Raw genomic sequence first — 15,411 nt, 5'->3', positions numbered from 1 at the left:
ATTAACTGATTTGCGTGTTAAAAGGCTTACAAAATGGGGCTTTCGTTAGTTTCGATTCCCATTGTTCAAGCATGGTAAAATGCTCCTGTAATTGCTGACTGTATTTGGTGTCTTGAGCCAGGTTGATGGTCTCGCCGGGATCATTCTTCATATCGAAAAACAAATAGTTTGAATCATTTCGATAAACGATCAATTTAAAGTCCTCGCTTCTTACCATTCGTCCATTATCATTATTCACCTCAGACACTACAAAATCGCGTAGCTTTCTCTTCTTGCCAGCAGCCAGTTGTCGCATACTGATTCCACTGCAGTTTTCAGGCGCTTTGGCTCCGGCAAAATCACAAATGGTAGGTACGATATCCAAACAGGACAGTAAATTCTCATGATCGACAACACCTGATCTTAACTCTTTCGGATAAGAAACGATCATCGGCACGCGGCAAGCCTCATCATACAAATAGTTTTTGGTTACCGACTGATGACTTGCACTTCCCTCTCCATGATCGGAATTAAATAGCACGACCGTATTATCGGCTTCGCCAGTCTCCTCCAAAGCATGCAGAACACGACCAATCTCAGCATCCACTTCTTCTACCATCCTGTAGTATGCCCACAGGTAGTAACGCCAGTCGGTCTCGGTCCACTCCGTCTTTCTGGGAACAATCATTTTTTGAGGTTCCTCTAATATTGCATTGAAATTTTCAGGCAAGGGTGGTAATTCATTCAGTACAGAATCCAAATGCCTGTCGTTGCGATTTTTGTTGTGTCTCTTGATCCAATTACAGATGTCGTGAGGCTGTAAGAAGTTTACCGTAAGATAAAATGGCTTGGATCGGTCCCTGTTTTGCAAATAGCCAACAGCCACACTGGAAACCGCCTGGTCACCCAGGGTTCCTTTCCCTCCAATTCCCATGCACAATACCTTATCGAAACCTGGTATTTTCTCACCATAGGATTCAGGAATACCCACATGCAGCTTGCCTGCAAAAACGGTTTCATATCCCTCTTCCCGAAGGGTATGTCCTACCGTTGTCAGTCCCGAAATAATCGATTTCCCGTTCTTGATCACTCCATGTTCACTGCTTGCCAATCCAGTAATCCAACTTGCACGCGTAGGGGAACAAACCGGATTTGGGCTATAACATTGACTAAAGGTGACCCCTTTGTTTGCCAATCGATCCAGGTTAGGTGTATTCAGATGTTTGTTTCCTAATGCCGACAGGGTATTCCAAGTTTGCTGATCGGTACTTAAAAACAGAATGTTCGGACGCTTATCCTTTCTGATCTCTCCTTTTCTTCCCGACTGTACAGCCCTTTTCTCAATGGAAACCTCACTGATTTCAGGGTAAGTAGCCTGATAATTGCTTTTACATTGCACATCAGCAATGAGAACTCGCATCCCATTTATGGCAAGAAGCAATCGTCCATTGTCATCTACATAATACATCCAGGGAAGCATTCCCTCACCTATTTGCTCGTAACAATGAACCTCAACGGTTTTTCCGCCAATCTGAATTCTTGTGTCTTCTTTGTATCTGATGCTGTGATTTTTCTTCTCCTTATCCAGTTCATCGAAAAACGTAAAATTCAATTCTTTCACCCCTTCCATTTTCATTCTCTGAACCGTATCAAGCAAGGTAAAATTCAAACAGATGTCTTCATTTTCATTTGTCAGATCTGAGCTCTGGTAGGAACCAACTTCTTTATTAAAACCTTTTCCCGGAGCTTTGATGTATTCAGTGGCAGCCTCCCAATTCAAAGGAGTTCCATACTGATTGTTTCTGGCCCTGATGGCAACCTTGGTAAGATGCATCCATTGGTTGTTCTCTGAAATGGCCTGCTCAACTCCATATTCTACCTTTCCCGAATGATCTGCAACATTTCTTGTCACATGTAAATACCCGGAAGCTTCACCTGGCTTTCCCCTAAAAGGCATCCAAAGTCTCCATGCTTGCTCCCAGTTTCCCATGGGATTAAATGCCTCTTCCGGCAATATCACATCCAGTTTCCCTTCATCAAACAAGCTTTGAGGGGTAATCTTCTTCCCCCACAAATTCTTATTTTTTGCCGATAAGCCCATAGGAAGCAAGGCTGTTCCCAAGACGGTTAATGAAAATTGTTTTACAAAAACTCTCCGATCCATATCTGTTTGTTATTTTTTTGATTCTTCTATCTCAAAAATATTCTAAGAATGGTTCATTGAAGTTAAGAATGCGTTCCCGAAGGTTGGTTTTTGGTTCCTGCAATATCCCAAAAGTTGTCTTTGGAAAAATGGGACCCTGGTATAGATAAACTTCTACCACCTTTTTTGATTTGCTGCTACTAGCTTTTTCAATTTACTGTATACAACAAATCGGATTTACTGCCTACAGTAAGTCCGATTTGCTAGTACTATCTTTTTTAATTTGCTCTCTGGAGTATCGCTATTTAGATTCCTGACTTTTTAACCAGTTTGATACACTTGCGCCAACCTTCTCCCACAAAGTTCAAAAGGTAATAGCCATTCTGATAATTTTGCCCCAACAACAAGCTCGATTTAGTTGCAGGTAAGCTGCCTTTTTGAATAGGCCTCCCCAACAAATCGTTCACTTGAAAAATGACTTTCTCACCACCATTCAGATTAGAATAGATATTGGTATGATTTGAAAAGATGGTTGGATAGACCTTTATGTTTACTTTTCTTTCTTCAGCAGGTGAAATGACAGCAGTAGGCACATCAGCCTCTTTTTGTTCCGCAGGATAAAGTCTGTCGAAATATTCCCCCAGAGAGATACAGAGGTAATCAAGCTGTAATGATTCTAAATCGTTAAGGCCTGTCAGCTCAATCTGATTATCCTCTCCTGCTTCCAAATCAAGCTTCACAAGAATCTTTCCCCATCCCTCAATATCCGCAGTTGACGGAAAGAATACCTCCTCTTGCTCCGATACTTTATTTCCATTCTGATCCAAAGCAGCAATGCTTAAAACCGCATTTTGCTCATCCTGATTTTTATATCGAATGGTCAAGGTATATTGATCTGATTTGGGGATATAAATACTATTCAAAATAGCCTGATCGCCATGCTGTGCGTTTGAATAAGTAAGATACTGTTCTCCCGAAACATTCTCCGTTTCGTCTACAATTTCCAGTTGTCCGCTTACATCGGCACCTTCCATTTCGTATCGGGTCATTAAAACCTCAACCACATCCTGCTCAAAATACCTTGTGGAAGAATCATCTTTCTGCTCCTTCTCCCAAGGGCCAATTCCCTTGCTATTCAAATTGTACATGTTCCACAGGGAGGTTGAATAACCACGCTTTTCAGCTTGCATTCTTATCCAGGAAAGCCATCTTTTTCTATCCGCATCAGGAGCCTGATTATCCACGCCATACTCTCCCAAATAAAGGGGTAAGACAGTCGTTTGATGTCGTTGAGCCCAATCGTTGTTTGCTTCCTCAACCTCATCAAAAGCATCTTCCACTACTGACCAATCCGAATCATTTGCTCCACTCTCCCCCCAATTGGTTGTCACACCAAAAGTACCTTGCTTGGTAAAGCTTTTGGGATCGTAGTAATGAAAGGTTCCAATCAGGTAGGAATCACCAGTGGGAAATACATCGTCGTCAAAAGCATTAATTAAAGCTTTCCTTGTAGTAAACCCTTGTCCCGACACAATAACCAATCTCTCTTCATTGCCTTCCACTTTTCTTATCTCAGCAATACTTTCATGAATCATACTCTTTAAATCGTAGCCTTTGTGCGGCTCGTTCATGATTTCGAAAGCCAGTTTATCAGTAGGATATGAAGCAAATGCCTGAGCCACCTGCGACCAGATTTTCTTCAGAACAGGTAACTGATCATCGCTGTAATGCTCATTATAAAGGTGCAAAGGATCAATCACCGCGATCAGTCCTTTTGCTAAACACATGTCTGCCGCCTCCTTTAAATCATCAATTCTATCGGCATCAACTGTATAATCGGGAGCTTGTCCTATATGAAGATTTAGCTTTCCCCCTATTCTACAATGGGTAAAATGATTTTTCTTTAAAAGCTGAAAATCATGATTGGAGTGAAAACGCCCTTCCATTTTGGCTGCCATAAAATTAGCTCCCCGGCCCATTTCCCGGACAAATTCAAAGGCCTTTGTTCTCTCTCCTTCCGTCTTGCTCTGGGCAAAAGAGGAGGTCAGGAATAGAAATCCAATAAATAGCAAAAATAGTTTTATCCTTAGTCTTCTCGGTCGATACATGTTATAGATTTAAAAGTTATTGCTTAGTCCGCTAATCAGGAAAACCAAGGGAGCATTCCAGTTAATTGCGACTTCATTGGTAACGTAACATTTGTATTCATCATGATACCTTTTTGCTGAATACTTTGATGGAAATTGTAAGGCTGGTAGTTTCATATTGCTGGCTCCACCAACCAAAAGACCTGGCACAGGCTCCTTTACTCCATCTGCCGCAGAAATTCTGTGGTGTGGGTATTTGGGATTCTGATGACCAAAACCAGTCACAAAACAGTATCCTGTTGCATTTCGTCCCAAAATATAGTCCAGGTTTGAATAAGCAGCATCATAATACATCTGTTTGCCAGTTAGTCTCCAAGCCTGTAACAAAAGCATGCCCTGGTTGGCTGCAATGGCATTTGATCCCCACTTAAAGTGAGCCTCCTGATTTCCGAAAGCCGTTCTGTTTGGCGATTTTAAATAGGAGTCAAGCAAGGCATCAGCCATTTTCAATAGTTTTCGATTTAAAATATGAAACTCCTTTCTCTCTGAAAAAGGAATGTTTTTTCTGTTATTCAATAAGGAGTATATTCCAAGCATGGCTGTATTTCCCCAACTTGGTACCGCAATATGATGAATTGTTTTATAATAATTCATGGCATGATGAAGATACTCATTATTCTTCGTACTCAGGAACAGTTCACTTGCAGCCCAGGCAAATTCATCCTTAAGCTTTTTATTGTCATAAGCTCCTGTATTAATATCAGGATCATACTTTTTATTGAGTTCTTCCTGTTCGTAAAAGGTCTCAGGATATCTTCCTGCCCAGGTCCAGGCCTTTTCTGCAGCAAGCAAACATTGATCTGCAAACTTTGGGTAATCCTTTTTTAATACTCGATGAGACATGGCCATCACCGCAGCAAAGTTCAATGTTGCAGCTGTGGTTTTTTGAACCACGAACCTTTTCCTGTTCTTTACCTGGTGCGGCATATGTTCTCCGGCAAAGTTTGCTGTTGTTAGTTTATGATATACTCCCCCGTCATGCGGATCTTGCATACTCATCATCCATTTCAGATTATAGTACACTTCATTTAGAATATCGGGAATGTTGTCATTGGACTCCGGAATGTTCAAATTCAAGGAGTTGAATCTTTGTTTTGAAAATTCATAGGCAGACATCAAGCTGTAACAGGTAATGCCTGAGTTTACCACATACTTGTTGTAATCACCTGCATCATACCAACCTCCGGGAGCACTAATTACAGTTCCGACAGGTCTCTTTTTTGATGCAGCTGAGGGATGAATAAACACCACTGTATCCGGGTGGGCTAAAGGACGGTTCCATTCACCACCAAATTCTTTTGTTATCGGGAAGGCAGAACGCCAGTAATAATAGGCTTTAGATGTAGCCTTCAGTACTTTTTTGAAACAGTCTTTGGAAATGGTAAACTTACTTGATTTTCCACCTCCCGGAACTTCCAAATAGTATTCTCCCTCTTCCTGTAGTTTTGAAAAATCAGCAATCAGGATCTTCTCACCAGAACTTTTCCAGTAAGCTGCTTTTTCCAATTGCCCGGAGAATGCAATTTGATTGTTTGCAGTCCTGCGAATCAGAAAGTCTCCCTGCTCAACGCCCCTAATGGAGGCTACCTTTTCCACATTGGGCAAAAAACCAAGCTGGTTAAAATAAATATCTTCACCCTCTTCCTGTGCTACAACTGCACTGGAAAGCAGAAACAAACAGATACAAAGTAAACCCTTTATCACGTTCCTGTTCTTTATCATTGAGCTCTTATTCATTCTGTACTTCATTTTTAATGCTGTTTCTTTTCAAAAAAATATCAACCTGCTGAATTAGTAAGAGGGGATCAATCCGGCAGGCGATACCAATTTATCTGTTTTTAAAGTAATCCAAACAGTATTTCTCCATCTGTTGTTTCACTTTTCTATATTTCTTCTCATTCACCACATTCCTGGTCTCCAGAGGATCCTTCTTGTAATCGTAAAGTTCTTCAACAGATATTAAATCCTTTGAAAATTGTGATGGGTTTCTAAACATGTTTTTCACCCAAACCACATAACGATACCTTTCCGATCTGAAAGCATAACCTTCTGCCTTTCCTCGTTGAAACTGACTCACGGCATAAGGCTTCAGTTCTTTCTTCGGATCCTTCAGTACAGGTAGTAAGCTTATCCCATCCAAGTGCTCCGGAGTTTCAATATTTGCCAGATCGCAAAGTGTAGGAAACAGATCCAGAAATTCAGTAGGTGTTTTGCATACACCAGTATGATTCTCTCCGTCAGCAATTATCATTGGACTACGGGTAGCCTGTTCGAAATTGGTATGCTTACACCAAATACCATGATCACCCAGGTGCCAGCCATGATCACCCCACAGAACAACAACAGTATTTTCTGTTAATCCCAAAGAATCCAAAGCATTCAACACCTTACCAACCTGCGCATCTATATAAGAAACCGCTGCATAGTATCCATGAATCATTTCTTTTTGTTTCTCAACTGGAATCAAATCAGATTCAATATCCGAAAAAGATTTCAAAGGAGGAATATCGGTATAGGAGCGCAACTCACCAGAATTGTGATAGGCTAAAAGAGGTCCGTTCTCAGCTGCTTTCTGATATTTTGCCAATGGCATTTCCTCTCTCTGGTACAAATCCCAATATTTCTTGGGAGCCACAAAAGGCAAATGTGGACGCTTAAACCCAACACCCAGAAAGAATGGTTCTTCCTTTTTAGAAAGCTTTTCCAAACGATCGATAGCCGATAAGGCCAACACGCCATCTACATAAGCATTGTCTGGCACATCGGCACATTCGGTAGTTGGCTTAACAAAGGAAATTGCATATTTGGTAATTCCATATCCTTTCTTGCCCATAGCCTCTGCTTCCTTACGGTATTTGGCTACTTTTTCCTTGGTCTCCGGCAATTGGTAATAGCCTAAAGCAGGCTCTCCACACTTATCGTCGTAATATTTATAATCTCCTTCAAAGGCTTGAACTTCGCTCCACGATACTTTGTCATGATGTTCATCCACACTTCTCTTGTCGTAGATTTTTCCCACACTGGTCGTGAAGTATCCATTTTGTCTGAAGTGCTGCGGTAAGGTTAAAATATCGGGATTCATATCTCGAATCAGTGTTTTCAAATCCCATACTTTTGTCTTATCTGGCTGTATCCCACACAATAGACTGGCTCTTGAAGGAGCACAAACAGCTTGCTGGCAATGGTTATTGGCAAATACTACTCCACGTTTGGCCAATCTGTCAATGTTGGGTGTTTTCACCAAATCATCACCATAGCAACCTAAAATGGGTTTTAAATCGTCTACTGCAATAAACAGGACATTCTTTTTTTCCTGAGCTTGTCCCAATAATGGCAATGTTGCCAAGGCCAAGGCCATGTATTTTTTTATTTTTTGCATCTTCTATTTCCTCAATTTATTCTCAAAACTCTGTTTGTAGCCAATACGAATTGCAACAACATGTAAACATTCTCCTGCTTTCAATTGTATTGGCTTTTGATAAACCTGCCAATGCTTCCACGCATTTTTGCTTTCCCCATCACGGGTAACCTGGTAAGCCACCGATGCACCTTTCGTTGCACAATGTATTTCATATGCATTACCAAGTTTTTCAAACGTAGGTTTGGCTGTAACAGGTTGCTCCAAATTTGGCCACATTTGCCTTACCAGTTCTCCTTCCGGGATATTTCCCTTATCTCCAACCACTTTCTGCCAGCTATCCAACTTTACAGACATCTTATCCATGATGGCTTTATACTTTGGATCCTCAGCCAGATTATTTAATTGAAAAGGATCTGCTTTCACATCATACAATTCCTCAGTTGGCTTACTGGTTCTAAAAAAGAGTTTTTGCTCTTTTGTCAACTCTCCTTTAGCTTTCAAATCCAACAAACGATTCATCATATCCAATTGTCTGCGATATTTGATATCCTTGTAATAGGACCATTCCGGATGAAAATTCTTCACATACAAGTATTGGGTATCGCGAACACTACGAACCATATCATAAAACTCATCCATTCTATCCTTGGAACCATATATTTCAGTTCTTGGTTCTTTGGCTTTGTATGGTCCAAGGAAAGCCTGTCCCTGCATGTAGTCAGGAGCGTCGACTCCTGCCAGAGAAAGAACGGTAGGTGCCAAATCGACAAAGGATACCATTTCCCTGTTCACAACTCCTCTATGCTTTTGCTTTGGAAACCTGATTACCATAGGAACCTTCAGGCCGGAATCATAAATGGCTCTTTTCCCTCTTGGCAAAGGGCCTCCATGGTCGCTATAGAAAAAAACAATGGTTTTATCCAACAGGCCATCCTCTTTCAACTGCTCCAAAATTTCTCCAACCTGTTGATCCATTTCACTAATGTTGGAGTAGTTGCGAGCCATGTCTTTTCGCACAATGGAATCTTCAGGAAAATAAGGAGGAAGAGCCGGAGCCTTTGGATCTATTCGTAAAGAATCGTTTTTCTTCTTCCAAATTTGTGATTCATGCGACACGTTCAAATTGAATACCGAAAAGAATGGTTTTCCTTTGGGTCTGTTTCGCCAATGTGCCTGCGTATCGTTTTCATCCCATGCCGTAATCGGTGCAGCGAACTGATAATCTGTCTTCGCATTATTGGTACAATAGTATCCTGCTTTTCGCAGATATTCAGTAAAACACTTCACCTGAGAAGGGATGACTGCCGAATACTGAGGTACTGAGTTTCCTTTTGGATCTACTATACCCGTTTCCTTATTATAATTCCCCTTGGAGATTCCTGTTATGTCTTTTCCGGTTCTCATATTATGAGTTCCAAGGGAAACAGGATACATACCAGTAATGATAGACGATCGGCTTGGTGCGCAAACTCCTACCGTAGCAAAAGCATTGGTAAACAACACTCCCTCAGCAGCCAGCTGATCAATGACAGGAGTTTTTGCAGCTGAATCACCATAGCAACCCAAATTGGGACTGATATCTTCACAAGTAATCCAAAGAATATTAGGTTGCTCACAAGAATTATCCTTTGAGTTTTGGTTTACACCACACGAGTGCAAAGCAATTCCTCCCAATAAAAACAACGACCAATGGCAAGTATTTTTAATCAGTGGATTTCTCATCTTTCTTATTCTGCTTCAACATATAGACCCAAAAGTTTTGACATTTTCGCCACTACTTTTTTCATTTTCGCTTCACCAACTACATTCACATTTTCCTCCGGATCATTTTTATGATCGAATAACATTCTTTCTGTAGTCTCGCCTTTTTTATTCTTCCACTCTGTATAGATGTATTGTTGAGTAATTGCTGTCCAACCGTCACCCATTTTGGAATACACCACTTCCTTCCATTTCTTTTTAGGATTCTTCAAAACAGGGACAAAGCTTTTCCCTTCCAAATGATCAGGAGCATCGATTCCTGTCAAATCACAAAAGCTAGGATACAGGTCAATCAACTCAACTAAAGAATTTGTTTCGTGACCACCTTTCATGCCAGGGGCTTTTACAATCATAGTAGTATTCAGCGACTTGTTAAAGTTACTGTGCTTACACCACAACAAGTGCTCTCCCAATTGCCATCCATGATCTCCGATTAAACATACAACTGTATTCTCATCCAGATTCAACTCTTTTAGTTTATCCAAAACCTTACCCACCATGGCATCTACATAGCTAACACATGCATAATAACCTCGAATCACTTCTTTGGCTTTCTCATCTGTCAAATTACCATCTTTTGATGGGATATCATGATAAGCTCTTAACTCCCACCAATTATGAAGTGATTGCTCCGGTGCATTTTCAGGTGCATAGTAGTTACCTGGCAGCACAATTGAATTCTTTGGATATAAATCGAAATATTTCTTTGGCGCATTAAATGGCAAGTGCGGCTTTATGAATCCCACTGTCATAAAGAATGGCTGTCCTGATTTCTTGAACTTCTTCAGTTTTTCAATGGCTCTGTTGGCTATTTTTCCATCAAAGTAATCCTCATCGTTCACCTTTCCAATCTCAAAGGAATTTGCTCTTCCCTTATTTCCTCTGCAAAGGGCAAGGTTGTCTTCATCTTGATAGTCACGCCACCCATCCGGATGATCCTTGCGCTTTTCTCCGTCTGTTGCATGCCATGGTCTTTCTGTCCACCCTTCAACCATATCAAATCTATGATGGTATACTTTACCTAAACTTACGGTATAGTACCCATTGTCCTTAAATGCTTTTTGAATAGGAACAATATTAGGCTCATCTTTCTCCACACTGCTCTGGTTATTGATATAACGAGTTGCATTCGGACGAAGACCGCTTAATAAGCTGGCTCTTGATGGACCACAAACCGGATAGTTACAATAGGCTTTTCTGAATAATGTACCCTCACTGGCAAGCTTGTCGATATTAGGCGACTTAATTTGAGTTTGTCCATAACACCCCAATTGTGGACGCAAATCATCCACCATGATAAAAAGTACATTTTTCTTTTCTGCTTGTTCAGCTTTCTCTTTGGCCATAGACTGTGCAGGATTCATTCCTGCTACAGCCAAAAGCCCCATATATAGAAGTTCTTTTTTCATTTCTAAACCTTATTCCCTGTTAATATTGATTCTCATGACGATAATCACCCCAACGATATTTTACTGTTCGCTTTAAAGGAATATTCATACCATCAGTATTTTCCAACCAATCATATAGCTGATTGGCTAAATCTTTCACCAGTTCTTGATGTTCTGGCTTATCAATCAAATTGTACATTTCATCGGGATCATTTTTAATGTCATACAATTCATTTCTATCCCAAACACCATGATAGCGAATGTATTTGTATTGATCGGTACGCAGACCAAAAACGGTTGGGGTCATTGGAAAATCATACTCCCAATAGTATTCATAGAAAATACGATCTCTCCAATTGCTTTCATCACCTTTCAGTAATGGTGTAAATGAATGTCCTGGCATGTATTCGGGCTTATTCAATCCAGCCATTTCCAGTATAGTAGGCGCAACATCAATATTTTGCACCATTTTCTCTATTGTTTTCCCTCCTTTGAAAAGTTCAGGGCAACGAACCAGGAAAGGAACTTTTACCGACTCTTCGTAAAAATGTCTTTTATCAATCAAACCATGCTCTCCCCAGCTAAAGCCATTATCTCCCATGTAAATAACCATGGTAGATTCATCAAGATCATGCTCTTTAAGATAATCCAAAACAGAACCAATGCTCTCGTCAACGCCTAGTAATGTCTCACAATATTTCTGCACCATTTCATTAAAATCAGCATTTCCATGGTACATATAATCAACACCATGCCAACTAATGCGCTGCTGCTTTACCCATTCCGGCCATTTTAAATCCTGGTATTCACCATTTTTGGTCTGGTCGAAAGTTGGAGGCAATGTGATTTTTTTTCCTTTGTATCTGCCTTTATGTCTTTTGGCAGGCTCAAACTCTGCATGAACCGCCTTGTGAGATAGATACATAAAAAAAGGTTTATCCTTGTCTCTGTGATCCAACCAGTCGATGGCATGTTCAGTCAACAAGTCCGTAATGTAGGTTGAGTCCTTATACTGAATACGCTCCCCGTTAATATTCAATTCGGGATTGTAATAGATTCCTTGTCCTTTGAAACTTTCCCAATGATCAAAACCCGGCTGTGGCTTATCACCATGGTCACCCATATGCCATTTTCCAAGGAAAGCCGTTTCATACCCTACTTTTTGGAGGTATTGTGGAAAATAAACAAGATTGCCAGGATCTGGTGCATAATTATCTACAATTGTATGACAATGCGAATACTGACCAGTTAAAATAGATGCACGACTTGGCGAACACAAAGAGGTGGTAACAAATGTATTCTTGAAATGAGCACCTTCTTTAGCCAGTTTGTCCATATTAGGCGTTTCCAGCCAAGGTACTTTCCCTGTAAAGCCCATGAAATCGTTACGGTGATCATCGGTCAAAATGAAGATCACATTACGTGGCTTTTGTTTTTTAATTTTTTCTAGCTTTGGCAATTGCTGAGCTTGGGCCGCCATATTAAAGCATAACCCCAGCCCTAAGCCTGCAACTGCATATTTAAATCCATTCATTGATTGCGTTTTTTATTGTAATTCGTTACAAGTCCTTAGTTATTTGTCGATAATTACTAATGACGATGTACCTTTTTACCTTTCTTGCCTTTGCCTTTCCCCTTCTTCTTGCTTTTGTCCTTCTTTACTTTTTTAAAGGCGTCAATTTCTTTCTTCCATTTATGAAGGGTTTCCAACAACTCTGCCGTTTTCTCAGGCATTTCTTCACTTAAGTTATTCGATTCAGAAATATCTTCTTTCACATTGTAAAGCTCCACTCGTCCCTGGTCAAAAAATTCCATCAGCTTATAATCGCCCTGGCGAACAGCACTACAGTTAGAATCGCCAGTTGAATGAGGTCTTCCGGTTGGTGAATGCCAGAAAAATGCACGATCAGGATTTGGATTTGCTTTGTTTTTTAATGCCCAAACAAAGCTTTCTCCATCAAGGTGAGCTTCAGGATGCAATGGCAATCCGGCCATATCAAGCATTGTTGGGAAAAAGTCTGATCCGATAATAACAGCATCAGTTTCTGTTCTAGCTTTGGTTACTCCTGGCCATCTTACAAGCATAGGCTCACGAATTCCACCTTCATAAAGATGTCCCTTTCCGGCCTTCAATGGGGTATTGGTAGTAGCCAATTGACGCTGATTTGTTCCTCGATTCGACAAACCACCGTTATCAGAAAATAAAATGATAATGGTATTGTCGTACTCTCCCAACTCTTTGAGGGTTTTCACCAAACGGCCCAAACTCTCATCCATGCTGTAAATCATGGCTGCATAAACAGCATTATCCTGACGCATTTTTCTTTGCCCCGTACCCTCGCTGATATATTCAGGTCCATCGTAATGCATTGTTTTTAATTTCTTTCTGAACTTTTTCACATACTCCTCTTTCGCCTGAAAAGGGGTATGAACAGCATAATGCGATACGTAGGCAAGGAATGGTTTATCTGGTGTTTCCTCATGTTGCTTTTTCAAATACTGAATGGTTTCATCAGTCAATCTATCGGTAAGATACTCACCCTCTACTCCATCATCCAATCCATGAATAGGACGCTCCTTACCCGGCTTACCACTCTTCCTAACATTATATGGATAGAAATAAGATGTAGGTGCCCCTGCGTGACCTCCGCCAACGTTAATTTCAAAACCTTGATCTTCCGGTAAACTTTCATTGGAAGCCAAATGCCATTTCCCGGTAAAATAAGTTGAGTAACCAGCCTCTTTAAATGGCACAGCTAGGGTAGTCTCTCCTCCTTTTAATTGCTTCTCATTTGATCCTGGCACCCAATCTCTAGCCGGGTATTTTCCTGTTATAATAGAATAGCGCGATGGCAAACAACGAGGATGACTTACATAGGCATTTGTAAATTTAACCCCTTCTTGTGCCAACTTGTCAATATTTGGTGTTTCATAGAATTTTGATCCCTGATAACCCGTATCAGTCCACCCCATGTCATCTACCAGGAAATACAATATATTTGGTTTTTCCTTCTTTACAGCCATGGCACCCATGGCACCCAATAATCCAAGTCCTAAACAGGATAATGATTTTAAATTCAAATTCATTATTTAATATATTTTTCAGTTACTACAACTAGTACTTTTGTCACTATAAAATTATTCCTTTATATACGCATTCACTTCTTTTTTCCAGTCTGTGAGTTCCACTAAGAGTTCTTTAACCAGTTTAGGATTTTCACCTGCAATATTGTCATTCTCTTGAATATCTTTTTCCAGATTGTACAATTCAATTCGACCTTCATCATACCACTCAATCAGCTTGTAAGGCCCTTTTCTAATGGCGCTACAGTTCTCATCTCCTGTTGCATGAGGGCGAGAAATTGGTGAGTGCCAAAAAATAGCCCTATCCTTTTTTGGGACTTTAGCCCTGGTAAGAGCCCAAGCAAAACTCTCTCCATCAACATGAGCTTCCTGTTGTAATGGCAAGCCAACCATTTCCAGAATCGTAGGAAAAAAATCTGTTCCCGTTACAATTGCATCAGACTTTGTTCCTGCCTTGGTAACTCCAGGCCACTTCACAATCATAGGTTCCCTAACTCCCCCTTCATACAAATGTCCTTTTCCTGCTCGTAAAGGATAATTGGAGGTAGCTACCCTTCTAGGCCTAAAACCTCTGTTCGACAAACCTCCATTATCAGAGAAAAAGATGATGATGGTATTATCAAGTTGTCCTAGCTTTTCCAATGTTTTGGTAATCCTTCCCAAACATTCATCCATGCTGTAAATCATGGCTGCATAAACTGGGTCATCTTGCCTCATTTTCGTAGTACCTGTGCCTTCTTCGATAAATTCAGGCATTTCGTAGCACATGAACTTTAGCTTCTGCTTAAAATTATTCACATATTCTTCTTTAGCCTCTAATGGTTCATGAACCGCATAATGAGATACATATGCAAGAAAAGGTTGATCCGGATGATTTGTGACATGGCTTTCAATATATTCAACCGTTTCTTCCGTTATTCTATCGGTCAAATATTCCCCTTTGGTTCCTTCATCAAGGCCCTCTATCGGATTCTTTTTTCCTGCTTGTTTACCTTCATTGTAAGGATAGAAGTAAGAAATTGGCGAGCCAGCATGCCCTCCTGCAATATTGATATCGAAACCTACATGCTGCGGGAATGTTCCTGAGGTTGCCAAATGCCACTTCCCTGCAAAAAAGGTAGAATAACCTCCTGCTTTTAGAGCATCAGCCAAACAAAGCTCTTCAGCCTTAAGTTTACCTTCATCCCCCGGACGAAGTTTTCCTTCTCCTGGTCCAGGCATTTGTGCCCTTGCGGGATATTTTCCTGTAATCAAAGAATACCTTGAAGGTACACACCTTGGGTGCGTAGCATAGGCATTTGTAAATTGTACTCCCTGCTCAGCAAGTTGGTCGATATTGGGAGTCTCATAGAATTTTGAGCCTTGATAGCCTGCATCCATCCACCCCATATCATCAACCAGAAAGAACAATACATTTGGTTTTATTTCTTTCTTTTCAGGAATACAGGCTGGTGTTAATCCCAATCCTATCATCCCGGTAAGCAATATATTTTTGTAATTCATTTTTTTGATTTTAAGACTTAGAAGATATAAAAAACCAACAGGTTT

9 protein-coding genes are annotated in these 15,411 nt (G+C 40.6%); all 9 read right to left on the bottom strand.

Annotated elements, in window-relative coordinates; translation table 11 throughout:
- Position 1: 1 nt before the first annotated feature.
- Complete coding sequence (locus BXY64_RS06935) at positions 2-2,143, bottom strand: sulfatase family protein (protein WP_120239169.1); 2,142 nt, start codon at positions 2,141-2,143, stop codon at positions 2-4.
- A 284-nt stretch (positions 2,144-2,427) separates the two neighbouring features.
- The gene (locus BXY64_RS06930) at positions 2,428-4,230 is read right to left on the bottom strand and encodes a cellulase family glycosylhydrolase (RefSeq protein ID WP_120239168.1); all 1,803 of its coding nucleotides are present in this window, start codon (positions 4,228-4,230) and stop codon (positions 2,428-2,430) included.
- A 9-nt stretch (positions 4,231-4,239) separates the two neighbouring features.
- Positions 4,240-6,006, bottom strand: a complete 1,767-nt coding sequence (locus BXY64_RS06925; protein WP_170150601.1) for a glycoside hydrolase family 9 protein — start codon at positions 6,004-6,006, stop codon at positions 4,240-4,242.
- A 91-nt stretch (positions 6,007-6,097) separates the two neighbouring features.
- The gene (locus BXY64_RS06920; RefSeq protein WP_120239166.1) at positions 6,098-7,648 is read right to left on the bottom strand and encodes a sulfatase; all 1,551 of its coding nucleotides are present in this window, start codon (positions 7,646-7,648) and stop codon (positions 6,098-6,100) included.
- Between the two features lie 3 nt (positions 7,649-7,651).
- Positions 7,652-9,352 (bottom strand): sulfatase family protein, encoded by a 1,701-nt coding sequence (locus BXY64_RS06915; RefSeq protein ID WP_120239165.1) that lies wholly within the window; start codon positions 9,350-9,352, stop codon positions 7,652-7,654.
- Between the two features lie 5 nt (positions 9,353-9,357).
- Entirely contained in the window at positions 9,358-10,800 is a 1,443-nt protein-coding gene (locus BXY64_RS06910) for a sulfatase (protein ID WP_211334425.1), read from the bottom strand.
- A gap of 19 nt (positions 10,801-10,819) precedes the next feature.
- Entirely contained in the window at positions 10,820-12,313 is a 1,494-nt protein-coding gene (locus BXY64_RS06905) for a sulfatase family protein (protein ID WP_120239164.1), read from the bottom strand.
- Between the two features lie 56 nt (positions 12,314-12,369).
- Positions 12,370-13,866, bottom strand: coding sequence for a sulfatase (locus BXY64_RS06900; RefSeq protein ID WP_120239163.1), 1,497 nt, complete (start codon positions 13,864-13,866; stop codon positions 12,370-12,372).
- Positions 13,867-13,917: 51 nt separating this feature from the next.
- Positions 13,918-15,366, bottom strand: a complete 1,449-nt coding sequence (locus BXY64_RS06895) for a sulfatase (RefSeq protein WP_120239162.1) — start codon at positions 15,364-15,366, stop codon at positions 13,918-13,920.
- Positions 15,367-15,411: the final 45 nt, after the last annotated feature.

The sequence above is a fragment of the Marinifilum flexuosum genome (assembly GCF_003610555.1).
GTDB classification, from domain to species: Bacteria; Bacteroidota; Bacteroidia; order Bacteroidales; family Marinifilaceae; genus Marinifilum; species Marinifilum flexuosum.
The sequence above is the reverse complement of the archived record's forward strand: the minus strand, read 5'-3'. Positions and strand labels throughout refer to the sequence as shown.